The 25,011-nt window shown below is 70.6% G+C and carries 21 protein-coding genes; 15 read left to right on the forward strand and 6 right to left on the reverse strand.

The window, feature by feature from the left end; all coding sequences use genetic code 11:
* Nucleotides 1-169 precede the first annotated feature (169 nt).
* Nucleotides 170-1,564 (forward strand): 30S ribosomal protein S12 methylthiotransferase RimO, encoded by a 1,395-nt coding sequence (gene rimO, locus FQY83_RS00805; RefSeq protein WP_146384222.1) that lies wholly within the window; start codon nt 170-172, stop codon nt 1,562-1,564.
* A gap of 61 nt (nt 1,565-1,625) precedes the next feature.
* Nucleotides 1,626-2,567 carry a hypothetical protein gene (locus tag FQY83_RS00810; RefSeq protein ID WP_146384223.1) on the forward strand — a complete coding sequence of 314 codons (942 nt, stop codon included), beginning with the start codon at nt 1,626-1,628 and terminating at the stop codon, nt 2,565-2,567.
* Nucleotides 2,568-2,775: 208 nt separating this feature from the next.
* Here the strand turns inward: FQY83_RS00810 and greB are convergent, their stop codons facing one another.
* The 3 genes from greB to FQY83_RS00825 all read right to left on the reverse strand — a co-directional run bounded on the left by greB (nt 2,776) and on the right by FQY83_RS00825 (nt 5,553).
* A complete protein-coding gene (gene greB, locus FQY83_RS00815) occupies nt 2,776-3,279 on the reverse strand; it encodes a transcription elongation factor GreB (RefSeq protein WP_146384225.1) in 504 nt (167 codons plus the stop codon).
* A 13-nt stretch (nt 3,280-3,292) separates the two neighbouring features.
* On the reverse strand, nt 3,293-3,799 hold the full coding sequence (locus FQY83_RS00820) for a copper resistance protein NlpE (RefSeq protein WP_158636400.1): 507 nt from the start codon (nt 3,797-3,799) through the stop codon (nt 3,293-3,295).
* 260 nt (nt 3,800-4,059) lie between these two features.
* A complete protein-coding gene (locus tag FQY83_RS00825; protein WP_146384229.1) occupies nt 4,060-5,553 on the reverse strand; it encodes a helicase HerA-like domain-containing protein in 1,494 nt (497 codons plus the stop codon).
* 226 nt (nt 5,554-5,779) lie between these two features.
* Between FQY83_RS00825 and FQY83_RS00830 the strand changes: the two genes are divergently transcribed.
* Both FQY83_RS00830 and FQY83_RS00835 read left to right on the forward strand, forming a co-directional pair.
* A complete protein-coding gene (locus FQY83_RS00830) occupies nt 5,780-7,348 on the forward strand; it encodes a lytic transglycosylase domain-containing protein (protein WP_238333355.1) in 1,569 nt (522 codons plus the stop codon).
* Nucleotides 7,349-7,617: 269 nt separating this feature from the next.
* Complete coding sequence (locus FQY83_RS00835) at nt 7,618-9,312, forward strand: M28 family peptidase (RefSeq protein WP_146384231.1); 1,695 nt, start codon at nt 7,618-7,620, stop codon at nt 9,310-9,312.
* A gap of 164 nt (nt 9,313-9,476) precedes the next feature.
* On the opposite strand, the gene asd is transcribed toward FQY83_RS00835, so the two are convergent.
* Together asd and FQY83_RS00845 are read right to left on the reverse strand one after the other, a co-directional pair.
* The gene (gene asd / locus FQY83_RS00840; RefSeq protein WP_146384233.1) at nt 9,477-10,322 is read right to left on the reverse strand and encodes an archaetidylserine decarboxylase; all 846 of its coding nucleotides are present in this window, start codon (nt 10,320-10,322) and stop codon (nt 9,477-9,479) included.
* Entirely contained in the window at nt 10,319-10,969 is a 651-nt protein-coding gene (locus FQY83_RS00845) for an SCO family protein (protein WP_146385273.1), read from the reverse strand. The genes asd and FQY83_RS00845 overlap by 4 nt, the downstream gene beginning before the upstream one ends.
* A 73-nt stretch (nt 10,970-11,042) precedes the next feature.
* Between FQY83_RS00845 and prmB the strand changes: the two genes are divergently transcribed.
* The 7 genes from prmB (at nt 11,043) to FQY83_RS00880 (ending at nt 19,100) form a co-directional block, all read left to right on the forward strand.
* Nucleotides 11,043-12,023 carry a 50S ribosomal protein L3 N(5)-glutamine methyltransferase gene (gene prmB / locus FQY83_RS00850; protein ID WP_146385275.1) on the forward strand — a complete coding sequence of 327 codons (981 nt, stop codon included), beginning with the start codon at nt 11,043-11,045 and terminating at the stop codon, nt 12,021-12,023.
* A 182-nt stretch (nt 12,024-12,205) separates the two neighbouring features.
* Nucleotides 12,206-13,303, forward strand: a complete 1,098-nt coding sequence (gene aroC / locus FQY83_RS00855; protein ID WP_146384235.1) for a chorismate synthase — start codon at nt 12,206-12,208, stop codon at nt 13,301-13,303.
* Complete coding sequence (locus FQY83_RS00860) at nt 13,296-14,300, forward strand: 2-hydroxyacid dehydrogenase (RefSeq protein ID WP_146384237.1); 1,005 nt, start codon at nt 13,296-13,298, stop codon at nt 14,298-14,300. Before aroC ends, FQY83_RS00860 begins: the two co-directional genes overlap by 8 nt.
* Nucleotides 14,301-14,530: 230 nt before the next feature.
* Nucleotides 14,531-15,559, forward strand: a complete 1,029-nt coding sequence (locus tag FQY83_RS00865) for an aspartate-semialdehyde dehydrogenase (protein ID WP_146384239.1) — start codon at nt 14,531-14,533, stop codon at nt 15,557-15,559.
* 52 nt (nt 15,560-15,611) lie between these two features.
* Nucleotides 15,612-17,474 (forward strand): motility hub landmark protein FimV, encoded by a 1,863-nt coding sequence (locus FQY83_RS00870; protein ID WP_238333356.1) that lies wholly within the window; start codon nt 15,612-15,614, stop codon nt 17,472-17,474.
* 2 nt (nt 17,475-17,476) lie between these two features.
* Nucleotides 17,477-18,271 (forward strand): tRNA pseudouridine(38-40) synthase TruA, encoded by a 795-nt coding sequence (truA, locus tag FQY83_RS00875; RefSeq protein ID WP_146384241.1) that lies wholly within the window; start codon nt 17,477-17,479, stop codon nt 18,269-18,271.
* Between the two features lie 172 nt (nt 18,272-18,443).
* On the forward strand, nt 18,444-19,100 hold the full coding sequence (locus FQY83_RS00880; protein WP_146384243.1) for a phosphoribosylanthranilate isomerase: 657 nt from the start codon (nt 18,444-18,446) through the stop codon (nt 19,098-19,100).
* Nucleotides 19,101-19,271: 171 nt separating this feature from the next.
* On the opposite strand, the gene FQY83_RS00885 is transcribed toward FQY83_RS00880, so the two are convergent.
* Nucleotides 19,272-20,165 (reverse strand): LysR family transcriptional regulator, encoded by an 894-nt coding sequence (locus FQY83_RS00885; protein ID WP_146384245.1) that lies wholly within the window; start codon nt 20,163-20,165, stop codon nt 19,272-19,274.
* A gap of 103 nt (nt 20,166-20,268) precedes the next feature.
* Between FQY83_RS00885 and trpB the strand changes: the two genes are divergently transcribed.
* From trpB to glmM, 4 genes are all read left to right on the forward strand, one after another.
* A complete protein-coding gene (gene trpB / locus FQY83_RS00890) occupies nt 20,269-21,489 on the forward strand; it encodes a tryptophan synthase subunit beta (protein WP_146384247.1) in 1,221 nt (406 codons plus the stop codon).
* A 155-nt stretch (nt 21,490-21,644) separates the two neighbouring features.
* On the forward strand, nt 21,645-22,445 hold the full coding sequence (gene trpA / locus FQY83_RS00895) for a tryptophan synthase subunit alpha (protein WP_146384249.1): 801 nt from the start codon (nt 21,645-21,647) through the stop codon (nt 22,443-22,445).
* A 275-nt stretch (nt 22,446-22,720) separates the two neighbouring features.
* Entirely contained in the window at nt 22,721-23,602 is an 882-nt protein-coding gene (gene accD, locus FQY83_RS00900) for an acetyl-CoA carboxylase, carboxyltransferase subunit beta (RefSeq protein ID WP_146384251.1), read from the forward strand.
* Nucleotides 23,599-24,963 (forward strand): phosphoglucosamine mutase, encoded by a 1,365-nt coding sequence (gene glmM / locus FQY83_RS00905; protein ID WP_146384253.1) that lies wholly within the window; start codon nt 23,599-23,601, stop codon nt 24,961-24,963. The genes accD and glmM overlap by 4 nt, the downstream gene beginning before the upstream one ends.
* Nucleotides 24,964-25,011: the final 48 nt, after the last annotated feature.

Consider the following 25,011-nt stretch of genomic DNA (forward strand, 5'->3'; position numbering starts at 1 on the left):
GACGGTGCGTTGCCGTCGGTTGGCCCCCACCCCAGCCCTCCCCCGCAGGCGGGGGAGGGGGTCAAAAGCAAAAAAAGCCCGGAGCCGACCCCATTCCGCCCGACGCTATACTGCGCGCCCGTCACGCTGCCGCCGCCGGCGCACGACCTCCGTTCCCCCAGCCACGGCCATGTCCGCAGCCAATCCCAAGGTCGGTTTCGTCAGCCTCGGCTGCCCCAAGGCGCTGGTCGACTCCGAGCGCATCCTCACCCAGCTCCGCGTCGAGGGCTACGACCTCGTGCCGAGCTACGACGACGCCGACGTGGTGGTGGTCAACACCTGCGGCTTCATCGACTCGGCGGTGGCCGAATCGCTGGACGCGATCGGCGAGGCGATCGCCGAGAACGGCAAGGTGATCGTCACCGGCTGCCTGGGCAAGCGCGAGAGCCTGATCCGCGAGACGCATCCGGACGTGCTCTCGATCAGCGGCCCGCAGGACTACGACAGCGTGATGTCCGCCGTGCACAGGGCGTTGCCGCCGAAGCACGATCCGTTCGTCGACCTCGTGCCGCGGCGCATGGCCGACGAGGTCGGCGTCAAGCTCACGCCGAAGCACTACGCCTACCTGAAGATCTCCGAGGGCTGCAACCACCGCTGCAGCTTCTGCATCATCCCGTCGATGCGCGGCGACCTGGTCTCGCGCCCGGTCGACGAGGTGCTGCGCGAGGCCGAGCGGCTGGTCGTGCGCGGCGGGGTGAGGGAACTGCTGGTGATTTCGCAGGACACCTCCGCCTATGGCGTCGACGTGAAGTACGCCGAGCGCGAATGGCGCGGCAAGCCGTACCAGACGCGGATGAAGGCGTTGTGCGAGGGCCTGGCCGAACTGGGCGTGTGGACGCGGCTGCATTACGTCTACCCGTATCCGCACGTCGACGACATCGTTCCGCTGATGGCCGAGACGCAGAACGGCACGCCCAGGCTGCTGCCCTACCTCGACATCCCGTTCCAGCATGCCAGCCCGCGCGTGCTGAAGCTGATGAAGCGCCCGGGCGCGGTGGACAAGGTGCGCGAGCGCATCGCGCGCTGGCGCGGGATTTGTCCGGAGCTGACGATCCGCAGCACCTTCATCGTCGGCTTCCCCGGCGAGACCGAAGCAGAGTTCGAGGAACTGCTGGATTTCCTGCGCGAGGTGCGACTGGACCGCGTCGGCGCCTTCGCCTATTCGCCGGTGGACGGCGCGAGTGCGAACGCCTTGCCCGATCCGGTGCCGGAAGCCGTGAAGCAGGAACGCCTGGCGCGCTTCATGGCGGTGCAGGCGGGGATTTCGGCGCAGAAGCTCGAGGCGAAGGTGGGCAGCACGCAGCGCTGCATCGTCGATCTCGTCGACGGCGAGATCGCCATCGCCCGCTCGATGGCCGACGCGCCGGAGATCGACGGCGTGGTGCAGATCCAGAACGGCCGCGAGGCCGGGCTGCAGCCGGGCGACTTCGTCGACGTTGAGATCATGGGCAGCGACGAGCACGATCTGTACGGCGAGGCCATGTGCGAGGTCTTCACTCTTCCCGGGACGGCAAAGAGCCGGTAACGTCCGCTTTCGGCCAGCTGCGTGGCGGCGGCCGGACTGGATGCGCGCAGGGGGAGGGGGAATGAAGGACAGATTGCGGGTCTTTGCCATGCTGCTTGCGGCCGTCGCCTGCCCGGCGTTCGCCGGAACTGCCGACACCGCGCGCTGCGAAGAGGCATACGCGGCGCTGCCTGCCGGGACAATCCTCGATCTCCTCGATCCGGACGCTCCGCCGGAGCGGCGTACCCGCGCGCTCGAGGGCTACGAACGCCTGGCGGACATGCGCGAATGTCCGGAATTCGGCTACACGCTCGGACAACTGTACCGGCACGGGTCGGAGCTTCCCAGGAACCTCGTGCAGCAGCAGGACATCCCCAGGGCGAAGGAACTGATCCAGGCGATGGCCATGGACGGGTACCTGCCGGCTTTTGCCGACCTGGCCGAGATGGTGATGCGCCACGGCGAGCACCGTGAGGCGATGCTGTGGACGCAGGTCTACCTCCACTTTTCCAGGACCGTGCTGCGGCCGGAGCTGGATGCGGACCGTGCGCACTTCATGCGTACCGCCTACAACGGACATCTGCTTACTCGCGCCGAGACAGTCTGGCGCTGGCAGAAGCCGGCAGTGCCGCGCAAGCGCGTCGCGGAAGACCTGAACGCATGGCTGTCCGAGCATGGCGCATCGGTGCGCAAGCGGATGATCGAGCGGTACCAGGGATCTGACCGCCGTGCATCGGCGCAGGAAGGCCCGCTGCCGCGGGTGCGGGCCAAGGCCGAAGACTGCCGGCTCAATCTCGATCCACGCCTCGGCGCGGCGACGGGTTCTTGGATCGTGGAGGTGCTGCCGTCGGGGCAGACGGGACGCGTGCTGCTGGAGAACTTCGTGCCGCGCGCTGCGTTCGTGGAAACGCTGCGGCCCTGCCTGGCGGACTACCGCTTCGAGCCGTTGGCCGGCGAGACCCCGGCGACCCTGCGCATCTCGCTGCTGTACGGCTCGCCGGAAGGCGCCGCGATACGCCGTTGAACCGAAGTGCCGCCGGGCGGAGTGGCCCCAGACCGGATCGGAGAGCCCAGCGGCGGGACACGCCGCGTAGCGATCGGGCGCTGGGGCTTACAGGCTTGCTCCCACTCCATTCATGGCATTCCGCAGGAGCGCCTTCGGCGCGACCGGCCGTCTGCCAGGCTGGCGGTTGCACCGAAGGTGCTCCTGCAGAATGCGGTTGCGGGGCACTTCAATCGCTGTAGCGCACGCCGACGATGCAGAACCGTGCGATGCCGCCCGGCAGCTGTGCCTCGAACTCGTCGTCGACGCGCTTCTTCAGCATCGCGCGCGCCAGCGGTGAGTCGATGCTGATCCAGCCGAGTTTGGCGTCGGTTTCGTCGGGGCCGACGATGCGGTAGCGCGCGGTCTCGCCGGTGGCGGCGTCCTCGACTTCGACGCGGGCGCCGAAGAACACCGCGCCCGGGTCGGAGGGCGCGGTGTCGACCACGCGCAGGGTCTCCAGCCGCTTGCTGAGGTAGCGCACGCGGCGGTCGATCTCGCCGAGTTGCTTCTTGCGGTAGGTGTACTCGGCGTTCTCGGAGCGGTCGCCCTCGGCCGCGGCCGCGGCGAGCGCCTTCACCACCTCGGGGCGCTTCACCCGCCACAGCGCGTCGAGTTCGGCCTTCAGGCGCGCATGGCCCTCCGGCGTGACCAGCGCGGTGCTCTTCTCGGCGGGCGGACGCCAGCGGCCCAAGCGAGGACGATGCTCAGCCGCGGCGCAGGCTGTAGTTCAGCGCGCTTTCGACCGGCTTGCCCTCGGCGTCGAGCATGCGGATCTCGTCCTTCGACACGATCTCGAAGTGGCGGTCGGCCTCGTCCTTGCTGTCCGGGTCGAGCAGCAGGCGCCTGCCGTCGGCGTCGATCGTCCAGGTGCCGGCCGTCTCGACGGTGGTGTCGCGATCCTGGTAGGTCTCGCTCGCGCTGAAGCTGCCGTCGGCGTCGATGTCGACGCGCATGTCGATGCCCGGGCAGTCGGCGCAGGGGAGGGTGCCGGCGAAGCTGCCGGCGAAGGCCTTGCGGTCGAAGCCGGCGGGGTCGGGCCGCTCGTGGTCCACGACAGCGGTGGCGTCGGTGCCGGCGACGGCGCCGGACTGTGCGGTGGTGGCGGTGTCGGCCGGCGGGGCCGCGGGTGCCGGATCGGCATCGGGCTTGCAGGCCGCCAGCGCGAGCGCGAGCGGAATCAGGACGAGGGCGGACGCGGGGTGACGGGTCATGGCGCGGCTCCTGTGCGGCGTGTCTGGATGGCGTGCGGTGAGCTTAGGCTTGCGCTGGTGAAGAAGTCGTTCCATCCGTTTTCGCGCGTCTTGCGCGGGCAACCGGCAAACTTCTGTTGCGCTTGAAGAAGAATCGTCATCCCCGCGAAAGCGGGGATCCAGTGTCTTTGCGTCAAAGTCAAAATGGATCCCCGCTTTCGCGGGGATGACGACAAAGTGGGGGGCGACAAAGAAGTTGGGCGAAGAAGGCGAAAGCCGCACTATTTCAGGATGCCGCCGAGGATCCCGCGCACGATGCGGTTGGTGATCGTGCGCGCGGCCTGCTTGCCGGCGGCCTGCACCACGCCCTGGCGGCGCTTGGTGCCGAACAGCCATTCGTTGACCGCCTGGCCCATGCCCCCTTCCTCGTTCTGCGCCGCGTCCTTCGCGCCCTTCGCCGCGGGCGCGCCGGCCTGCGCGGTGGCGGCTTCGGCGCGCTTGGCCAGCAGTTCGGCCGCCGACTCGCGGTTCACGGCAGTGTCGTATTTCGCGCCGACCGGACTGCCCGCGCGCACCTGCGCGCGCTCGGCCTCGGTGATCGAACCCATGCGGCAGCGCGGCGGCGCCACCAGCGTGTGTTCGACCGGCATTGGCACGCCCTTGTCCTGCAGCGTCGACACCAGTGCCTCGCCGGTGCCGAGCTTCGACAGCGTCTGCACCACGTCGAGGTTCGGGTTGGAGACGAAAGTCTCCGCCGCGGTCTTCACCGCTTTCTGGTCGCGCGGCGTGAACGCGCGCAGCGCGTGCTGCACGCGGTTGCCGAGCTGGCCGAGGATGTTGGACGGCACGTCGTCGGGGAACTGCGAGCAGAAGTACACGCCCACGCCCTTGGAGCGGATCAGCCGCACCACCTGTTCGATGCGCTGCTGCAGCGATCCCGGCGCGTCGTCGAACAGCAGGTGCGCCTCGTCGAAGATGAACACCAGCTTGGGCTTGTCGAGGTCGCCGACCTCGGGCAGGTTCTCGAACAGCTCCGACAGCAGCCACAGCAGGAAGCTCGAATACAGCCGCGGCTTGAGGATCAGCTGGTCGGCGGCGAGGATGCCGACCACGCCGCGGCCGTTGGTGGTGGTGCGCATCAGGTCGGCCAGCTCCAGCGCGGGCTCGCCGAAGAAGCGGTCGCCGCCTTCCTGGTCCAGCCGCAGCAGCGCGCGCTGGATCGCGCCGACCGACTGCGGGCTGACCAGGCCGTACTCGGTCGAGACCGTCTTGCGCTCCTCGACCACGAGGTTGAGCAGGGCACGCAGGTCGGCGAGGTCGAGCAGCAGCAGGCCGCGGTCGTCGGCGAGCTTGAACACGATGTCGAGCACGCCGGCCTGGGTGTCGTTGAGTTCGAGGATGCGCGCGAGCAGGGTCGGGCCCATCTCGCTGACCGTGGTGCGCACCGGGTGGCCGAGCTTGCCGTACAGGTCCCAGAAGATCGTCGGGCTGCCTTCGGGCGTGTAGCCGTCGACGCCGATCTGCTCGATGCGCTGCTGCAGCTTGTCGTTCAGCGTGCCGGGCATGGCGAGGCCGGACACGTCGCCCTTCACGTCGGCCAGGAACACCGGCACCCCGATCCGCGAGAAGCCCTCGGCCAGCGTCATCAGCGTCACCGTCTTGCCGGTGCCGGTGGCGCCGGCGACCAGCCCGTGGCGGTTGCCGTACCTGGGCAGCAGGTGGACCTGGGCGCCGTCCGCGGTGGTGATGGCCTTGCCGACGAGGATGGATTCCATGGGGTCGATGTCCTGTGGGGTGCTCCCGGATTCTATCGGTCCGGCCCGCCATTTGTGGGAGCGCCTTCAGGCGCGATGCTTCCGATTCCGCGCCGGGAACCATGCCCGAAAGGCATCGCGCCTGAAGGCGCTCCCACGAACAGACGGGCCGTTCCGTGGCCGCTTTCCTTGTGGCCCCCGCCACCAGCGGCTAACCTGCCGGCCCCTCCCGTTCCGCCGGTGGTCGATGTCCCCGTTGTTTCCACATGCCGCACGCGGCCTGTTGCTGGCCAGCGCAATGCTGCTCGCCACCCTGCCGGCGACCGCGCAGGCGCAATCCAGGCGCACCCAGGCCGCGATCGACGCGCTGAACCAGCGCATGGCCGCCGCCGAGACCCGCTATCGCGAGGCGCTGGTGAAGATCGGCAACAGCGATCCGTCCGGCGTCGAGGAGAGCAACGCCGCGCTCGAGGACATGGAGGACGTGATCGTCGAGTGCGGCAGGATCAAGGGCTGCGGCACCGGCAACCTGCTGGCCGGCTACAAGCGGCTGCTCAAGGCGCAGGCCGATGCCGCCGCCGGGGTGCTCGTCGACGACGAATCCGACACCACCCTGGTCGACGACGGCGTCGATCTGCCGACCGGCGAGGTGCCGCAGAGCGCCAGCGCGGCGGCGCTGCTGGCGGCCGAGGACCAGCGCTTCCTCAAGGCGGTGCAGATGAATCCGGCGGTGCAGGCCGGCATCCGCCGCTGGCTGACCGACATGCGCGTGTCGCTGATCACCAGCCACGAGAACTACCAGTACATGCAGCACATGATGTCGCCGGCGTTCAAGCGCCGCGGCCTGCCGGAGGCGCTGCTGTTCGGCATCCTGGCCAAGGAATCCAACGGTCGCGTGCATGCGCGCTCGCGCGCCGGCGCGGCGGGGCCGCTGCAGTTCATGCCGGCCACGGGCCACCGCTTCGGGCTCGGGCCCGACGGGCGCGGCTTCGACACCCGCTACGACCCGCGGGCCTCGGCCGATGCCGCGGCCTCGTATCTGAGCGAGCGCTATGCCGAGCTCGGCAACAACATCGAGCTGTGGCTGGCCGCCTACAACGGCGGCGAGGGCAGGGCGCGCCGCGTCTACAACCAGACCGGCGGCCGCAGCTTCTGGGACGCGGACGTCTACGGCCAGTTCCCGCCGGAAACCAAGGACTACGTGCCGATGGTGATCGCCGCGGCGTGGCTGTACCTGCATCCGAAGGAATACGGCCTGACCTTTCCGAAGGTCGACGCGCGCCCGGCGACGATCCAGCTGCAGCGGCCGGCGTCGATCTACGAGCTCACCATCTGCCTCGGCAACGGCGGCACCCGCGACGGCTACATGCGCGTGCTGCGCAACCTCAACCCGCAGTACGAGGCGGAGGCCTGGATTCCTGCCGGCACCCGGCTCAACACCACCGTGCGCATGGCCAGCCTGTACGAGCGCTGGTGCACCAGGGGCGCGCGCGCCGACCTCGCCAAGCAGCTCGTCAACAGCGACCCGGCGACCGCGATCGTGCGCGTCGGCGACGTGGAGAACGTGACCCTGCCGGACGGCAGCGTGGTCCAGCAGGTGGTCGTGGGCGCGCCCTCGTCCCCCGCCGCGCGGGCGCCGGCGCCGAAGCCCGCCGCCGCGCGCAGCCATCGCGTCGCCCGCGGCGAGACCCTGGTCGAGATCGCCCGGCGCTACCAGTGCGACACCAAGGTCCTGGCGTCCGCGAACGGGATCAAGGCGCCGCGCTACATGGTCAGGCAGGGGCAGCAGCTGAAGCTGCAGGGCTGCGGGCGCTAGAGCTTTGCAACTTGAGCACCGTCATCCCAGCGCAAGCTGGGATCCATCTTGCTTCTTCATGATCGATATTTTCGAGGAAAATCAACGGCAAAATGGATTCCGGCTTTCGCCGGAATGACGAGCAAAAGCAGGCGCTTGCGGTAGTAAAAGGTGTAAACACCTGAAGCAAACTTGCTCTAGCCGTACCGCCGCTCCTACGGGGCCGTGGCGGGTCGATGGCGTGCCGGATCCGTATATTGGTCGCCTCCCGCCCTGCCGGTCTCCTGCCGATGAAATCCGTCTTTGCCGCATCGCTCTTCCTGTCCCTCCTGCTGTGCGCCGCCTGTTCGCAGGCGCCGGAAGGGGCGGGCGCCGACGCCATCATCGCCGCCGTGCCCGGTGGCGACATCTCGGCCGACAACCTGGCGCAGAGCCTGCGCGTGCTGACCTCGGACGAGTTCGAGGGCCGCGCGCCGGATACGCCGGGCGAGGAGAAGACGGTCGAGTACATCGCCGCGCGCTTCGCCGAAGCCGGCCTGGAGCCGGCCGGTGACGACGGCGGCTGGATGCAGCAGGTGGCGCTGGAGCGCAGCGAGATCGACGGCCCGGTGGCCGCGCGCTTCACCACCCGGGCCGGCGTGCGTGAACTGGTCCAGGGCGAGGACATCGCCGTGGAGACGCTGTATCCGCACGACCGGGTCGACCTGCGCGACGTGCCGCTGATGTTCGCCGGTTACGGCATCACCGCGCCGGAGCTGGGCTGGGACGACTATGCCGGCCTCGACGTGACCGACAAGATCGTCGTCGTGCTGGTCAACGATCCCGACTTCGAGAGCGGCGAGGGCGATTTCGGCGGCCGTGCGATGACCTACTACGGCCGCTGGACCTACAAGTACGAGGAAGCCGCGCGCCGCGGCGCCGCCGGCGCGCTGATCGTGCACGAGACCGAGCCGGCGGCGTATCCGTGGGCGACCGTGCGCAACGGCCGCAACGGGCCGCAGTACGACATCGTGCGCAAGGACGCCGCCAGCCATCACCTGCCGATGCGCGGCTGGATGCAGCGCGAGGTGGCGGAGCGGCTGTTCCGGGAGTCCGGGCTCGACTTCGACGCGGAAAAACGCGCCGCGCAGGTGCGCGGCTTCACCGGCTATCCGCTCGCCGGCGCCAGCGCGTCATTGGCGTTCGACGTCAGGCGTGGGCGCATCGCCAGCCGCAACGTGGCCGGGATCCTGCCCGGCGCGGAGCGGCCGGAGGAAACGGTGATCCTGTCCGGGCACTGGGACAGCTACGGCGTCATCGCCGATGCCGACGACCGCGGCGACCGCATCGTCAACGGCGCGGTCGACAACGCCACCGCGATCGCCTCGCTGATCGAGATCGCGCGCGTATTCGCCGCCGGTCCGCGCCCGGCGCGTAGCCTGCTGTTCCTGGCGGTGACCGCCGAGGAAAGCGGGCTGCTCGGCGCCAGGTACTACGCCGCCAACCCGCTGCGTCCGCTGGACACCACGGTGGCCGACCTCAACATGGAAATGTGGAGCCCGGACGGCCCGACCCGCGACATTTCCTCGTGGGGCGTGGGCAAGGTGTCGCTGGAGCGCGACCTGATCGAGACCGCGCGCCGCGAAGGGCGCGGCTACACGCCGGACGAGAACCTCGAGGCCGGCCTGTTCTACCGCGCCGACCACTTCGCCTTCGCCCAGGCCGGCGTGCCGTCGATCACCATCGGACCGGGCGTGGACCAGGTCGACGGCGGCGTGGCCGGTGGCAAGGCCGCGCGCGCGGCGTATTTCGAGCGCTGCTACCACCAGCCCTGCGACGAGTTCAGCGATGACTGGGACATGCGCGGCCCGGTGGCCGACACCCGCACCGTGTACCGGCTGGCCGCCGACCTCGCCAACCGCGGCGACTGGCCGCAGTGGGACGAGGGCAGCGAGTTCCGCGCCGAGCGCGAGAAGAGTGCGGCGGCGCGGGCGGCTTCCAACTAGCTAACCGGAGTCCCCTGGCTAGCCGTCGTCCCCGCGAAGGCGGGGACCCAGTGTCTTTGATCTTCGAAATCAACAGCAAAGACACTGGATCCCCGCCTTCGCGGGGACGACGGAGATATGGCGTTGGCGCCAAAATGCTCTGAAACGCCGCTGGGCGATGCGTTCTAGCTCGTTCGAATCGCCAGCCGCTGCCCCAACCGCACCGATGCCTCCGCCTGCAGCAAGGGTTCGAGCGTCGCCACGCCCGGCGGCAACAGCACGATCACGGTGGAGCCGTAGTTGAAGCGCGCCATCTCCTCGAACCGCTCCAGCACGATGTCCTCGCCGCTCCAGTTCTTCGGCGTGATGCGGTCCGCGTAGGCGGGGATCTCCTCGCCGCTCCACACCGTCTCGACGCCCGACACCAGCAGCGCGCCCACCATCACCACCGCCATCGGCCCGAAGTCGGTGTCGAAATGGCACACCAGCCGTTCGTTGCGCGCGAACAGGCGCGGCACGCTGGCGACCGCGTCCGGGCCGACCGAGAACAGCCGGCCGGGCACGTGCACGGTCTCGCGCAGGCGTCCGGTCCACGGCATGTGGACGCGGTGGTAGTCCTTCGGCGACAGGTACACGGTGGCGAACAGGCCGTCCGCGTAGGGTGCGGCGGCGGCCTCGCTGCCGAGCAGTTCGGCAGCGGTGAACGAGCGGCCCTTGGCCTGGAAGATGCGGCCGCCCTCGATCGGCCCGCACTGGCTGACGCGGCCGTCGGCGGGCATCAGCAGCGCGTTCGGATCGGGGTCGGGCGTGCGTGCGCCGGGCTTGAGCGCGCGGGTGAAGAACGCGTTGAAGGTCGGATAGGCGCCCGGATCGGGCTCGGCCGCCTCGGCGAGGTTGACGCCGAATTTCCGCGTCACCGTATCGATCAGCCACTGCTTGCGCCGCGGCGAGTCCGAGTAGGCCAGCGCGCGCGCCAGCGAGGACAGCAGCCGGTGCGGCAGCGCCCAGGTCAGCGCGGTGACCAGGTTCACCGGCGCGACGCCTGGGTCAGCGCGGCGAGGTCGGCGGCGATCGCGGCCGGGTCGTCCACCGCGCTGCCGGTGACCACGCCGGCCATGCGGCCCTGCGGATCGAGCACGGCCATCGAGGCGCTGTGGTCGATCGAGTACTGGTCGGCGGGCGCGCCGGCGGGCGGCGGGACCTTGGCGAACACCATCGACAGCGAGCGGGCGAAGGTCTCCAGCGCCGGGATGTCGGCGGTCGCGGCCAGGGTGTCGCGGTGGAAGGCGTGCGCGTACTCGCCGATGCGGTCGGGCGTATCGCGCTCCGGGTCGACCGAGACGAACAGCACGCGCGGGCGGGTCGATTCGGGCAGCGCCTCCCAGTCTCGCTGCGCCTGCGCCATCCGGGTGAGGGTCAGCGGGCAGACGTCGGGGCAGAAGGTGAAGCCGATGAACACCAGGGTCCAGTGGCCGTGCAGCTCGCCCGGCACCAGCTGGGTGCCGTCGGACTGCTGCAGCGCGAAGGGCGGCAGCTCGCGCGGCTGCGGGAACAGCTTCACCGCCTGCAGCGACGGCTGCGGCGCCGCGGGTTCGGCGAAGTACTTGCGCGAGGCGAGCAGGCCGAGGCCGGCGAACAGCGCGACCAGCAGCACGATGATGACGGTGCGGTTGAACATCGGGGCATCCAGCGGGAAGGCGGCCATGATACCCGTCGCCGCCGCTATACTGGCTGACCGGCCTCCGCCGGCAATCCGCGCCGCCATGACCGACGAACTGCAGACGATCATCGACCTGATCCGCTACGGCGCCAGCCGCTTCAACGCGGCCGGGCTGACGTTCGGGCACAGCTACGACAACGCCATCGACGAGGCCACCCAGCTCACCCTGCACGCGCTGCACCTGCCGCACGACCTCGGCCCGGCCTATGGCCAGGCGCGGGTCACGCTGGCGGAGAAGGAGGACGTGCTGGCGCTGTTCCTGCGCCGGATCGAGGAGCGGGTGCCGGCGGCCTACCTGACCGGCGAGGCCTGGTTCGCGGGGCTGAGCTTCAGGAGCGACCGTCGCGCGCTGGTGCCGCGCTCGCCGATCGCGGAACTGATCGAGGCCGGCTTCGAGCCCTGGCTGGGCGGACGCGAGGTGCGGCGCGCGCTGGACCTGTGCACCGGCTCGGGCTGCATCGCCATCGCGATGGCGCACTACCACCCGGACTGGCACGTCGACGGCGCCGACATCAGCGACGAGGCGCTGGCGCTGGCGCGCGAGAACGAAGCGCGGCTGCTCTCGACCAACACCCGCTTCGTGAAGTCCGACCTGTTCGCGAACCTGCAGGGCGAGCACTACGACCTGATCGTCAGCAATCCGCCCTACGTCACCAACGACGAGACCGACGCGCTGCCGAAGGAATACTCGTACGAGCCGGAGCTGGGCCTGCGCGCCGGCGATGACGGCCTCGACATCGTGCTGCGCATGCTGCGCGACGCGCCGCTGCACCTGACCGAGGACGGGCTGCTGGTCTGCGAGGTGGGCGAGGCCGAGCGCGCGCTGTCGGCGCTGCTGCCGGAATTGCCGCTGGTGTGGGTCGAGTTCAGGGTCGGGCAGATGGGCGTGTTCGTGGTCGAGCGCCACGACCTGGTCGCGCACAACGCGCGCATCCGGGCGCTGGCGGATGCGCGGGAGGGCGGGGCGCCGTCGTTGGTTCCTGCACAATCGGCGGGTGGCGGCCTGTTCTGAGCGGTTGCATCGCAGCCGAAGGTGCCATCGCAGCCGAATGTGTCATCCCGAACGCAGTGAGGGATCTGCTTTTCCCGCGATCCATCGACCACAAGCAGATCCCTCCCCCGGATCAGGTCCGGGGTCGGGATGACAGCTGATATGCCGAGACAACACCTGAAACAACCCGAGGCATCCGCGACTTGAACACCTTCGGCCATCTCTTCCGCGTCACCACCTTCGGCGAATCGCACGGGCCGGCGATCGGTTGCGTGATCGACGGCTGCCCGCCCGGCATCGCGATCGCGCCGGAAGAGTTTGCGCACGATCTCGCGCGTCGCGCGACCGGCAAGAGCCGCCACACCTCGGCGCGGCGCGAGGCCGACGAGGTCGAGATCCTCAGCGGCGTCTACGAGGGCCTCACCACCGGCACGCCGATCGCGCTGCTGGTGCGCAACACCGACCAGAAGAGCAAGGACTACAACGCCATCGCCCGCCAGTTCCGCCCGGGCCACGCCGACTACGCCTACTGGCAGAAGTACGGCCTGCGCGATCCGCGCGGCGGCGGGCGCTCGTCCGCGCGCGAGACGACGATGCGCGTGGCCGCGGCGGTGGTCGCGAAGAAGTGGCTGGCCGAGCGCTTCGGCTTGACCGTGCGCGGATACATGGCGCAGATCGGCGACGTGGTGCCGCGCTCGCACGACTGGACCGTGGTCGAGGACAACCCGTTCTTCTGGCCCGATGCCTCGCAGGTGCCGGAGCTGGAGCGCTACATGGACGCGCTGCGCAAGTCCGGCGACTCGGTCGGCGCCAAGGTCGTCGCGGTGGCCGACGGCGTGCCGCCGGGCTGGGGCGAGCCGGTCTACGGCAAGCTCGACGGCGAACTGGCCGCGGCGATGATGTCGATCAACGCGGTCAAGGGCGTGGAGATCGGCGACGGCTTCGCCGCGGTCGCGCAGAAGGGCACCGAGCATCGCGACGTGATGACGCCCGGCGGCTTCCTGTCCAACCACGCCGGCGGCGTGCTCGGCGGCATCAGCACCGGGCAGCAGGTCGCGGTGTCGGTGGCGTTCAAGCCGACTTCCAGCCTGCGCCTGCCGGTCGAGGGCGTGGACGTGGACGGCAAGGTGGTCGACATCGTCACCACCGGCCGTCACGATCCCTGCGTCGGCATCCGCGCCACGCCGATCTGCGAGGCGATGCTGGCGCTGGTGCTGATGGACCAGGCGCTGCGCCATCGCGCGCAGTGCGGCGACGTCGGCGTGGTCGCGCCGCGCATCCCGCCCTCCGCCGATGGCTGAAAATCGGCCCCGGGTCTGGGTGTCGCAGCCGCTGTTCGACGATATCGTCGAACGGCTGGGTGAGTATTTCGAGGTCGACGCCACGCGCGAGGTGACCGCCTGGTCGCCGGCACAGGTGGCGGAGAAGCTGCGCGGGGCGGACGGCGCGCTGGTGACGCTCAACGAGCGCATCGGCGCCGAAGCAATCGCGGGTGCGGCGACGCTGCGCGCGATCGCGAACGTCGGCGTCGGCTACAACAACCTCGATGTCGCCGCGCTCAAAGCGCGCGGCATCGTCGCCACCAACACACCCGACGTGCTCACCGAAACCACCGCCGACATGGCCTTCGCCCTGCTGATGGCGGCCGCGCGCCGCATCACCGAGGGCGAGCGCTGGCTGCGCGAAGGGCGCTGGACGCAGTGGTCGTTCGACACCCTGCTCGGTGGCGACGTGCACGGCAGCACGCTCGGCATCCTCGGCATGGGCCGGATCGGGCAGGGCATCGCCCGGCGCGGCGCGCACGGCTTCGGTATGCGCGTGCTGTACCACAACCGCAGCCGCCTGCCCGACGGTATCGAAAGCAACTGTCGTGCGGCCTATGTCGACTTCGATACACTGCTGGCCGAGTCGGACCACCTCGTGCTGGTGCTGCCGTACTCGCCCGCCACCCACCACGTCATCGATTCCGCCGCCCTCGCGAAGATGAAACCGACCGCGACGCTGACCAACATCGCCCGCGGCGGCCTCGTCGACGAGGATGCGCTGGCCGATGCGCTTGCCGGCGGTTGGCTGTCGTCCGCGGCGCTGGACGTGTTCGAGGGCGAGCCGGCGGTGAACCCGAAGCTGCTCGCGCTGCGCAACGTGGTGCTGACCCCGCACGCGGGCAGCGCCAGCCTGGCCACGCGCCGGGCGATGGCCACGCTCGCGGTCGACAACATGATCGCCGCGCTCGGCCGCGGCCCGCAGGCCGGCAATCCGCCGACCCCGATTACCGGGAAAGCGACCGCGAAACGGTAGGGGAGCCATCGCCGGTCGTCCGCGCGGGTTCCCCCGAATACAGCGAAGGTGCGCACCGTTTCCGTTTGCTTGGGTACCCCTGACGAAATGTCATTCCGAGCGTAGCGAGGAATCTGCTTCCGGTTGGGGTGTCACTGCAAAGCAGATTCCTCGCTACGCTCGGAATGACAATCATCATTTGCTGGATGCTCTGAAAGCCCCTCCTCCCTCGATTTACCCGGACTTTTTCCATGAACGCTTCCCAGAACCGTCGCTTCAACGTAGCCGTCGTCGGCGCCACCGGCGCCGTCGGCGAAACCATGCTCTCCATCCTCGCCGAGCGGAACTTCCCGGTCGGCAAGCTGGTGCCGCTCGCCAGCGAGCGCTCCGCCGGCGGCACCATCGACTATCGCGGCGACGACTACGTGGTGCAGGACCTCGCCAGCTTCGACCCGACCGGCATCGACATCGCGCTGTTCTCCGCCGGCGGCGGCGTGTCGAAGGAGTACGCGCCGAAGTTCGCCGCCGCCGGCGCGGTGGTGATCGACAACTCGTCCGCGTTCCGCTACGACGACGACGTGCCGCTGGTGGTGTCCGAAGTGAACCCCGACGCGGCGAAGCACCGCCCGCGCGGCATCATCGCCAATCCCAACTGCTCGACCATGCAGATGCTGGTCGCGCTGGCGCCGCTGCACCGCAAGTACGGCATCGAGCGCATCAACGTGGCGACCTACCAGTCGGTGTCGGGCGCCGGCCGCTCGGCGCTGGAGGAACTCGGCCGCCAGACCGGCGCGCTGCTCGCCTTCCAGGACGCCGACCCGCAGCGCTTCCCGGTGCAGATCGCGTTCAACCTGATCCCGCACATCGACGACTTCCTCGACAACGGCTTCACCAAGGAGGAGATGAAGCTGGTGTGGGAGACGCGCAAGATCCTCGGCGACGACGGCATCCAGGTGAACCCGACCGCGGTGCGCGTGCCGGTGTTCTACGGTCATTCCGAAGCAGTGGCGATCGAGACCCGCGAGAAGGTCACGCCCGAGGCCGCGCGCGAACTGCTCGCCGCCTCGCCGGGCATCGAGGTGGTCGACGAGCACAGGGCGGGCGGCTACCCGACGCCGGTCACGCACGCCTCGGGCCGCGACCCGGTGTTCGTCGGCCGCATCCGCGAAGACCTCTCGCATCCGCGCGGACTCAACCTCTGGATCGTCTCCGACAACATCCGCAAGGGCGCCGCGCTGAACGCGGTGCAGGTGGCGGAACTGGTGGCGAACGGCGGTTGATCGCGGAGGCGATCGTTGCGCCGCGACCGCATGGGCGGCTAGAGTCGCGGCCATGTCGAGGGCACCTCTCCTGAACAAGACACCGCGCAGCGGGCCGTGGGCGATGCTTTGCGGCCTGCTGCTGGCCGTGCTCGCGTGGCCGGCGTTCGCGCTGGGCCTGGGCCAGATCGAGGTGAAGTCGCAGGCCGGGCAGCCGCTGCTGGCCGAGATCCCGATCATCTCCAGCGATCCGTCCGAGCTGGAGAACCTGCAGGCGCGGCTGGCCTCGCCGGAGACCTTCGCGCGCATCGGGCTGCAGCCGCCGACCGGCTTGGTGTCGGACCTGCGCTTCACGGTGGCGCTGGATGCGCGCGGACGCCCGGTGATCCGGATCACCAGCGACGCGCCGGTGCAGCAGCCGATGCTGACCTTCCTGGTCGAGGTCGATTGGGGGCAGGGACGGCTGGTGCGCGAGTATTCGGCGCTGGTCGACACGCCGCAGACCGTGGCCGCGCCCGCGCAGCCGCCGATCCAGGCGCCGGTCGCAGCGCCCTCGAACACCATCGTGCGTCCACCCGAAACGGCGACGCCCGAGACCGCGCCGGCGGACGAAGCGCTGGCCTCCGATGACGCGCCCGCCGCCGAAGCCGAGGCGGCGCAGGCCGTGGCCGAGACGCCGCCTCCTGCGCCGGCGCCGCCCACTCCCGCGCCCACTCCCGCGCCCGCGGCGCCCGCCGCCGCCGCGCCCGGCGAATACGGACCGGTGCAGCGGGGGCAGACGCTGGGCGAGATCGCGTCCTCGCTGTCGGTCGGCAGCGGCCACAGCCTGAACCAGGTGATGCTGGCGCTGCTGCGCGCCAATCCGGAAGCCTTCATCGGCGGCAACCTCAACCTGATCCGCCAGGGCGCGGTGCTGCGCGTGCCCGTGCAGGGGGAATGGTCCGAGGCCAGCGTCGCCGAAGCCAATGCGGTCGTGCGCGAGCACGTCGGCCGCTGGCGCGAGATGCGCCGGCCGGTGCCGCAGCCGGACGCCGTCGCCGAGGCCGGGGCGTCCACAGCCACGGCGTCGGCCACGCCGGCCGCCACCGCGCAGGGCCCGGCCCGCGTGGCCGGGGCGCGGCTGGAAATCGTGCCGCCGTCGTCGGGCGGCGGCCAGGATGCGGGAACACGAACCGGCACCGCCGCCGGGGGCGAGGGCGACATGCTGCAGCAACAGGAACTGGTCCAGACCCGGGAAACCCTCGCCGCGCGCGACGCCGAGGTGCAGGAGCTCAAGACGCGCCTGGCCGAACTGGAACAGCTGCAGCAGCAACAGCAGCAACTGATCCAGATGAAGGACAGCGAGCTGGCCGCGGCGCAGCAGCGCCTGGCGGAGAGCAACAACCGGCCGGCACCGACGCTGGCGCAGGCCGACGCCGCCCAGCCCGCGCCGGCCCCGGAGAGCGGCGCGAACCTGCCTTGGCTGTGGATCGGCCTCGGCCTGCTGGCCGCCGCGCTGCTGGCCTGGTGGCTGGCCTCGCGCCGCAAGGAGGCGCCGCGCGATCGCAAGCCGGGCTACGGCTTCGCGTCGTCGGGCAGTGCGCCGCCTGCGTCGTCGAAGGTCGCTGCGGACGCTGCGGTCGGAGCGACGCCCGAGCCCGAGGCATCGGAAGCCGTCGCCGAGCCCGCGGCGGTCGCTTCCTCGTGGCAGGCGGCGCCCGCGGCCGCGACCGGTGCCTCGCCCACCTGGCACGCGGGCGGCGACGGCGCCGCGCAGGCCGCGTCCGTCGCGCCGCTGAACCCGGCGCCGGCGGGGCAGGAGCGCATCGAACTGGCGCGCGCCTACCTCGACCTCGGCGACACCGACACCGCGCGCACCCTTCTGCAGGAAGTCGCCGACTTCGGCGACGCCGGCGCCCGCGGAGAAGCCCAGCGCCTGCTGCGCGAACTGGTCTAGGTGTGCCGCGCTACGCGCTGGGCGTCGAATACGACGGCGGTGGTTTCCGCGGCTGGCAGCGGCTGACGCAGCCGGGCCTGCCCGACGGGCACACGATCCAGGGTGTGCTGGAAACGGCGCTGTCCTCGGTGGCCGACGCGCCGGTGGCTACCGTCTGCGCGGGCCGCACCGACGCCGGCGTGCATGCGCAATGCCAGGTCGTGCACTTCGACAGCGACGCGGTGCGCGACCCGCGCGCATGGACGCTCGGCGCGACCACGCGCCTGCCGCCGGCGGTCAGCGTGGTCTGGTGCCGGCCGGTCGCCGATGACTTCAACGCGCGTTTCTCGGCGCAGGCGCGCCGCTACCGCTACCGCATCCTCAACCGCCAGGTGCGGCCGGCGCTCGGTCGGCAGTGGCTGTCGTGGCACTGGCGTCCGCTCGATGCCGGCGCGATGCACCGTGCCGCGCAGGCGCTGGTCGGCGAGCACGATTTCGGCGCGTTCCGGTCCGCCGAATGCGAGGCCACGCACGGGCGCCGCGAGCTGCAGCGCATCGCGGTGGCGCGCGAGGGCGATCTCGTCACCGTCGACGTACAGGCGAACGCGTTCCTGCACCACATGGTGCGCAACATCGTCGGCTCGCTGCTGGAGGTGGGCGCCGGCGCGCAGCCCGAGGCGTGGATCGCGGAACTGCTGGAAGGCCGCGATCGCACGCGCGCCGGCCCCACCGCGCCGGCGGATGGGCTGGTCTTCATCGGTCCGCTGTACGCGGCGCACTGGGGCCTGCCCGGCGGCGTGACGGCGGAGCAGGGCTGACAGGCATGCCGCAAGGCGCAGGGGCTGCCCAAGCCAAGCGCTTGTCATCCCGGGCGCCGCGAGGGATCTTCTGTCCGTGGCGACGAAAGGGAGATCCCTCGCTGCGCTCGGGATGACAACCCTTTACGCTCTCCCGATTCCCGATTCCCGATTCCCGATTCCCGGCCGCCCCATGACCTCACCCCTGTTCCGCACCCGCATCAAGTTCTGCGGCATGACCCGCCCCGGCGACGTGCGCCTGGCCGGCGAGCTCGGCGTCGACGCCGTGGGCTTCGTGTTCGCCGAGCAGAGCCGCCGGCGGGTCGAACCCAGGCAGGCGGCGGCGATGCGCGAGGCGCTGGCGCCGATGGTCGATGCGGTGGCGCTGTTCATGGACAACGGCAAGGAGGAAGTGCAGCAGGTGGTCGGCCTGGTGCGGCCGTCGCTGCTGCAGTTCCACGGCGACGAGGACGACGCGTTCTGCCGCGCGTTCGGGCTGCCGTACCTGAAGGCGGTGGCGATGGGGAGCGATGGCCCCCTCGATCCGCTGGCACTGCATGCCCGCTACCCGGCGGCGGCCGGCTTCCTGCTGGACGCGCACGCGCCCGGCGAAGGAGGCGGCACCGGCCGTGCCTTCGACTGGTCGCGCGTGCCCGGCGGCATGCTCAAGCCCTTCCTCGTGGCCGGCGGACTGACGCCGGACAACGTCCACGACGCCATCCTCGCCACCCGCCCCTGGGGCGTGGACGTGTCGAGCGGGGTGGAGGCCGCCGGCGAGCCGGCAGGCGTCAAGGACGGCGCACGCATGCGCCGCTTCGTCGAGGAAGTGCGGCGCGCCGACTGCGGCTGAGGCCGGGCGGGTTCAGGCCGAAGAGGTCATTCCGAACGCAGCCGGAGGGACCTCGCTGAATCAAACGCAAGTTGTCATTCCGAGCGTAGCGAGGAATCTGCTTTTGCCATTGTTCGACCTGGTTGCAAGTAGATTCCTCGCTACGCTCGGAATGACAGTTGGTTGTAGGGCCTAAGCGATCTCTGCGAATTGCCCACCGAGCCACACGGCCAGCCGCTCGATCTGCGGATCCGGCTCCGCGCGCGTGCACAGGCACCAACGCGCCCCGGTGTCGATGAAGCCCCAGGGCGCGGCCAGCCGGCCCGCGGCAAGGTCGGCGGCGACCAGCGGCTGCGGCGCGATGGCGACGCCCAGGCCGGCGACCGCGGCTTCCAGCAGGTAGTACAGGTGCTCGAAGCCGGTGCCCAGTCGCAGCTGGCCGGGGTCGAGGCCGTGGTGCCGAGCCCACTGCGGCCAGGCCTGCGGCCGCGAGGCGGTGTGCAGCAGTTCCTCGTGCAGCAGCGCCTCCATCGGCTGCCGCGACAGCCGTTCGAAGGCCGGATGACGCGGATCGACCACCGGGCCGATCCGCTCCGGCGCCAGCGTGTGCACGCGCCATGACGCCGGCCACGGCGGCGCGCCGACCAGCAGGGCCGCGTCGAGGCCGGGCAGGCCGGGATCGAACTCGCCCTCGTGCGGCGACAGGTGCAGCTTGAGTTCCGGCAGGTCGCGCTGCAGGCGGTCCAGGCGCGGGATCATCCAGCGCGCCAGCAGGCTGCCCGGGCAGCCGATGACGCGGGTGCCGGGTTCGCTGCCGCGGCGCAGGGTACGCACCGTGGCCTGGATCTGCCCGAAGGCGGCGCCGGCGGCATCGCGCAGGCGCCCGCCGGCCTCGGTCAGGCGCAGGCCGCGCCCTTCGCGGACGAACAGCGCGACGCCGAGGTCGTCCTCCAGCAGCCGGACCTGGCGGCTCACCGCGCCGTGGGTGACGTGCAGTTCGGCCGCGGCCCGGCTGACGCTGCCCAGCCGCGCCGCGGCCTCGAAGGCGCGCAGGGCGTTGAGCGGGGGCAGGGAGCGGTCGGCCATCTGTGATTTTTCCTGACGAATGTGCCAGATACTATCGATTTTTCCGCGCGGACATGTGCGCTAGGGTGAAACCTGCTCCCGCACCGCCACTCGTCGCCCGTCCATGACCGCCATCTCCCTCCCGCAGGACTTCCACGCCTACCCGGACGCCGCCGGCCACTTCGGCCGCCACGGCGGGCGCTTCGTCGCCGAGACCCTGATCGGGCCGCTGGAGGAACTGGCCGCGGCCTACGACGCCGCGCGCGTCGATCCGGACTTCATCGCCGCCTTCGACAAGGACCTCAAGCACTACGTCGGCCGGCCCAGCCCGATCTACCACGCGCAGCGGCTGAGCCGCGAGGTGGGCGGCGCGCAGATCCTGCTCAAGCGCGAGGACCTCAACCACACCGGCGCGCACAAGGTGAACAACACCATCGGCCAGGCGCTGCTGGCCGCGCGCATGGGCAAGAAGCGGATCATCGCCGAGACCGGCGCCGGCCAGCACGGCGTCGCCAGCGCCACGGTCGCCACGCGGCTCGGGCTGGAATGCGTGGTGTACATGGGCGCCACCGACATCGAGCGGCAGAAGATCAACGTCTACCGCATGAAGCTGCTCGGCGCCGAGGTGGTGCCGGTGACCAGCGGTTCGGCCACGCTCAAGGACGCGCTCAACGAGGCGATGCGCGACTGGGTGACGAACGTGCGCGACACCTTCTACATCATCGGCACCGTCGCCGGCCCTGACCCGTATCCGCGCATGGTGCGCGACTTCAACGCCGTGGTCGGGCGCGAGGCGCGGGCGCAGATGCTGGCCGATTACGGCCGCCTGCCGGACGCGATCACCGCCTGCGTCGGCGGCGGCAGCAACGCGATCGGCCTGTTCCATGCCTTCCTCAACGACGCTGGCGTGCGCATCGTCGGCGCCGAGGCCGCGGGCGACGGCATCGACACCGGACGCCATGCGGCGTCGCTGTCGGCGGGGCGCGTCGGCGTGCTGCACGGCAACCGCACCTATGTGATCTGCGACGACGACGGCCAGATCACCGAGACGCATTCGGTCTCGGCCGGGCTCGACTATCCGGGCGTCGGCCCGGAGCACGCCTTCCTCAAGGACAGCGGCCGCGCCGAATACGTCGGCATCACCGACGCCGAAGCGATGGCCGCGTTCCACCGGCTCACGCGCAGCGAGGGCATCCTGCCGGCGCTCGAATCCAGCCACGCGGTCGCCCAGGCGATCAAGCTCGCGCGCGAACTGCCGAAGGACGCGCTGGTGCTGTGCAACCTCTCCGGTCGCGGCGACAAGGACGTGCACACCATCGCCGCGCGCGAGGGCATCGTGCTGTGAACGCGCGTTTCTCCCTCCCCTTCAAGGGCAGGGCCGGGGGGGATGGTGTTCGCGGCGCACTTGCCATTGCCTTCGAACCATCTCCATCCAACACCATCCCCACCCAACCCTCCCCTTGAAGGGGAGGGCTTGAAAAGCCTTCCGCGAGCAGAACGATGAACCGCTTCGACCACAAATTCGCCGACCTCCGCGCCGCCAGCCGCAAGGCGCTGATCCCCTTCGTCACCGCCGGCGATCCCTCGCTCGAAGCGACCGTGCCGGTGATGCATGCGCTGGTCGAGGCCGGGGCCGACGTGATCGAACTCGGCGTGCCGTTCTCCGACCCGATGGCCGACGGACCCACGATCCAGCGCAGCTCCGAGCGCGCGCTGGCGCGCGGCGCCGGCCTGTCCTGGGTGCTCGACGCCGTGCGCGCCTTCCGCGAGCGCGACGCGGGCACGCCGGTGGTGCTGATGGGTTATCTGAACCCGATCGAGATCCGCGGCGCCGAATGCTTCGCGCGCGAGGCCGCGCAGGCCGGTGTCGACGGCGTGCTGCTGGTCGACCTGCCGCCGGAGGAGTCGCCGGAGTTCCGGCAGGCCTTCGCCGCGCACGGCGTCGATCTGATCCTGCTGGCCTCGCCGACCACCACCGACGCGCGCCTGCGCCTGCTGCTGGCGAACGCGCAGGGCTATCTCTACTACGTCAGCTTCGCCGGGGTCACCGGCGCCTCCGAGCGCCTGGATACGCAGGCGGCGGCGGACCACCTGCGCCGGATCCGCGCCGACAGCCCGGTGCCGGTCGTGGCCGGCTTCGGCATCCGCGACGCGGCCAGCGCCGCGGCGATGGCGGTGGACGCGGACGGCGTGGTGGTCGGCAGCGCGCTGGTCTCGACCCTGGCCGAGGCCGGCGATGCGGACGAGGCGGTCGCCCGTGCCGCGGGCTTCCTGGCGCCGCTGCGGGCGGCGCTGGACTGAACACCGGCGCTCGGGAAGGGCGATAGCTTCCCAACCTGCAAGGACCGTCATCCCCGCGAAGGCGGGGATCCAGCGTCTTTTGTCCTGAACGGTGGGGTGCCGGAAGGTTCCGTCGCCAATCGACCCTGCGGCGAAAGACACTGGGTCCCCGCCTTCGCGGGGATGACGAGCCTGTTTCCATGCGCCGGCGATATCGCCGGCCGCGGCCTCTCCGGGCCGTGCGCTAAACTGCGCGCCTCCCGCGGCCGCGGCCGCGACCGGATGCGACGCCCAGCATGTCCTGGCTGAAGAAACTGATGCCGCCGCGCATCCGCACCGACAGCGGTGCGACCAAGAAGCGCAGCGTGCCCGAGGGGCTGTGGGAAAAGTGTGACCGCTGCGGCGCGGTGCTCTACGGCCCAGAACTCGAGGAGAACCTCGAGGTCTGCCCCAAGTGCAGCTTCCACCGCCCGATCCGCGCCCGCGCGCGGCTCAAGGCCTTTTTCGATCCGGGCGAACTGATCGAGATCGCCGGCGAACTCGGTCCGACCGACGTCCTCAGGTTCAAGGACCAGAAGAAGTACGCCGACCGCATCAAGGCCGCGCAGAAGGCGACCGGCGAGCGCGACGCGCTGGTGGTGATGCAGGGCACGCTGCAGCAGATGCCGATGGTTGCCGCCGCGTTCGACTTCGCCTACATGGGCGGTTCGATGGGCTCGGTGGTCGGCGAGCGCTTCGCCCGCGGCGCCGAGCGCGCGCTGGAGATCGGCTCGGGCTTCGTCTGCTTCTCCGCCAGCGGCGGCGCGCGCATGCAGGAGAGCCTGTTCTCGCTGATGCAGATGGCCAAGACCTCGGCCGCGCTCGGCCGCCTGCGTGAGGCGGGCCTGCCGTACATCTCGGTGATGACGCACCCGACCACCGGCGGCGTGTCAGCCTCGTTCGCGATGCTGGGCGACGTCAACATCGCCGAGCCCGATGCGCTGATCGGCTTCGCCGGCCCGCGCGTGATCGAGCAGACCGTGCGCGAGACGCTGCCCGAAGGCTTCCAGCGCTCGGAGTTCCTGCTCGAGCACGGCGCGATCGACCAGATCTGCGACCGCCGCGAGCTGCGCGACCGCATCGCCCGGCTGGTCGCGATGATGACGCGGCAGCCCATGCCGCAGGATGTCGCCGCGTGAGCCGCCGCTACTTCGGCACCGACGGCATCCGCGGCCGCGTCGGCGAAGGCCCGATCTCGGCCGACTTCGTGCTGCGCCTGGGCAACGCCTACGGCCATGCCTTGCGCGCCGCCGCCGCCGCGCAGGGCGGCGAATGGCGCAAGCCCGAGGTGATCATCGGCAAGGACACCCGCATCTCGAACTACATGTTCGAGGCGGCGCTGGAAGCGGGCCTCGTTGCCGCAGGCGTCGACGTGCAGCTGATGGGCCCGATGCCCACGCCCGCGGTCGCGCATCTGACGCGCTCGATGCGCGCCGACGGCGGCATCGTCATCTCCGCCTCGCACAACCCGCACTACGACAATGGCATCAAGTTCTTCTCCGCCGACGGGGAGAAGCTCGACGATGCCACCGAGCTCGCGATCGAGGCTTCGCTCGAACAGCCTTTCAGCACGGTGTCGTCGGAACTGCTGGGCAAGGCGGTGCGCACGCGCGACGCGGTCGGCCGCTACGTCGAGGCCTGCAAGGGTTCGGTTTCGCGCAGCTTCGACCTTGGCGGCATGCGCATCGTGGTCGACTGCGCCAACGGCGCCACCTACCAGATCGGGCCGATGGTGCTGGCCGAACTCGGCGCGCAGGTCGATGCGATCGGCGTCACCCCGAACGGCGTCAACATCAACGACGGCGTCGGTTCGATGTATCCCGAAGGCCTCGCTGCGCGCGTACGCGAGACAGGCGCCGAACTCGGCATCGCCTTCGACGGCGACGGCGATCGCCTGCTGTTCGTCGACAGCGACGGCAACGTGCGCGACGGCGACGACCTGCTGTACCTGCTGGCCACCGACTGGCAGGCCAACGGCCGCCTGCGCGGCCCGGTGGTCGGCACGGTGATGACCAACTACGGCGTCGAGCAGGCGCTGGAGAAGGCCGGCATCGGCTTCCTGCGCACCAGGGTCGGCGACCGCTACGTGCATCAGGCGCTGCTGGAGCATGGCGGCATCCTCGGCGGCGAGGCCTCGGGCCACCTGCTGTGCCTGGACCGCGCCACCACCGGCGACGGCATCATGAGCGCGCTGCAGGTGCTCGAGGTGCTGCGCCGACGCGATATGACGCTGCAGCACGCGCTGGCCGGCGTGCGCAAGCTGCCGCAGAAGACGGTCAACGTGCGCTACGGCAACGGCGCGAAGCCGGCCGAGGCCGAGAGCGTCCAGGCCGCGCTGGCGCAGGCGCAGGCGGCGGTGCAGGGCAGGGGGCGCGCGTTCCTGCGGCCGTCGGGCACCGAACCGGTGGTGCGGGTCACGGTCGAGGCCGACGACGAGGCGCTGGTCGCCTCCACCCTGTCGCAACTGTCGGACGCGGTGCGTGCCGCGGCCGGGCAGTGACTTGATCGGGATCAGTGCCCGCGCACGGCGCGCGTGGTCGAATGTCCC

Source organism: Luteimonas marina (assembly GCF_007859325.1).
In the GTDB taxonomy this organism is placed as follows: Bacteria; Pseudomonadota; Gammaproteobacteria; order Xanthomonadales; family Xanthomonadaceae; genus Luteimonas; species Luteimonas marina.

Excerpts from the sequence above, each read along its gene's own strand:
- FQY83_RS00880 (WP_146384243.1), top strand. The coding sequence starts at position 18,444 with ATGACCTCACCCCTGTTCCGCACCCGCATCAAGTTCTGCGGCATGACC.
- FQY83_RS00845 (WP_146385273.1), bottom strand. The coding sequence starts at position 10,969 with ATGTTCAACCGCACCGTCATCATCGTGCTGCTGGTCGCGCTGTTCGCC.
- trpB (WP_146384247.1), top strand. The coding sequence starts at position 20,269 with ATGACCGCCATCTCCCTCCCGCAGGACTTCCACGCCTACCCGGACGCC.
- FQY83_RS00830 (WP_238333355.1), top strand. The coding sequence starts at position 5,780 with ATGTCCCCGTTGTTTCCACATGCCGCACGCGGCCTGTTGCTGGCCAGC.
- FQY83_RS00825 (WP_146384229.1), bottom strand. The coding sequence starts at position 5,553 with ATGGAATCCATCCTCGTCGGCAAGGCCATCACCACCGCGGACGGCGCC.
- FQY83_RS00865 (WP_146384239.1), top strand. The coding sequence starts at position 14,531 with ATGAACGCTTCCCAGAACCGTCGCTTCAACGTAGCCGTCGTCGGCGCC.
- FQY83_RS00870 (WP_238333356.1), top strand. The coding sequence starts at position 15,612 with ATGTCGAGGGCACCTCTCCTGAACAAGACACCGCGCAGCGGGCCGTGG.
- FQY83_RS00885 (WP_146384245.1), bottom strand. The coding sequence starts at position 20,165 with ATGGCCGACCGCTCCCTGCCCCCGCTCAACGCCCTGCGCGCCTTCGAG.
- accD (WP_146384251.1), top strand. The coding sequence starts at position 22,721 with ATGTCCTGGCTGAAGAAACTGATGCCGCCGCGCATCCGCACCGACAGC.
- FQY83_RS00820 (WP_158636400.1), bottom strand. The coding sequence starts at position 3,799 with ATGACCCGTCACCCCGCGTCCGCCCTCGTCCTGATTCCGCTCGCGCTC.
- FQY83_RS00860 (WP_146384237.1), top strand. The coding sequence starts at position 13,296 with ATGGCTGAAAATCGGCCCCGGGTCTGGGTGTCGCAGCCGCTGTTCGAC.
- FQY83_RS00810 (WP_146384223.1), top strand. The coding sequence starts at position 1,626 with ATGAAGGACAGATTGCGGGTCTTTGCCATGCTGCTTGCGGCCGTCGCC.
- rimO (WP_146384222.1), top strand. The coding sequence starts at position 170 with ATGTCCGCAGCCAATCCCAAGGTCGGTTTCGTCAGCCTCGGCTGCCCC.
- trpA (WP_146384249.1), top strand. The coding sequence starts at position 21,645 with ATGAACCGCTTCGACCACAAATTCGCCGACCTCCGCGCCGCCAGCCGC.
- FQY83_RS00835 (WP_146384231.1), top strand. The coding sequence starts at position 7,618 with ATGAAATCCGTCTTTGCCGCATCGCTCTTCCTGTCCCTCCTGCTGTGC.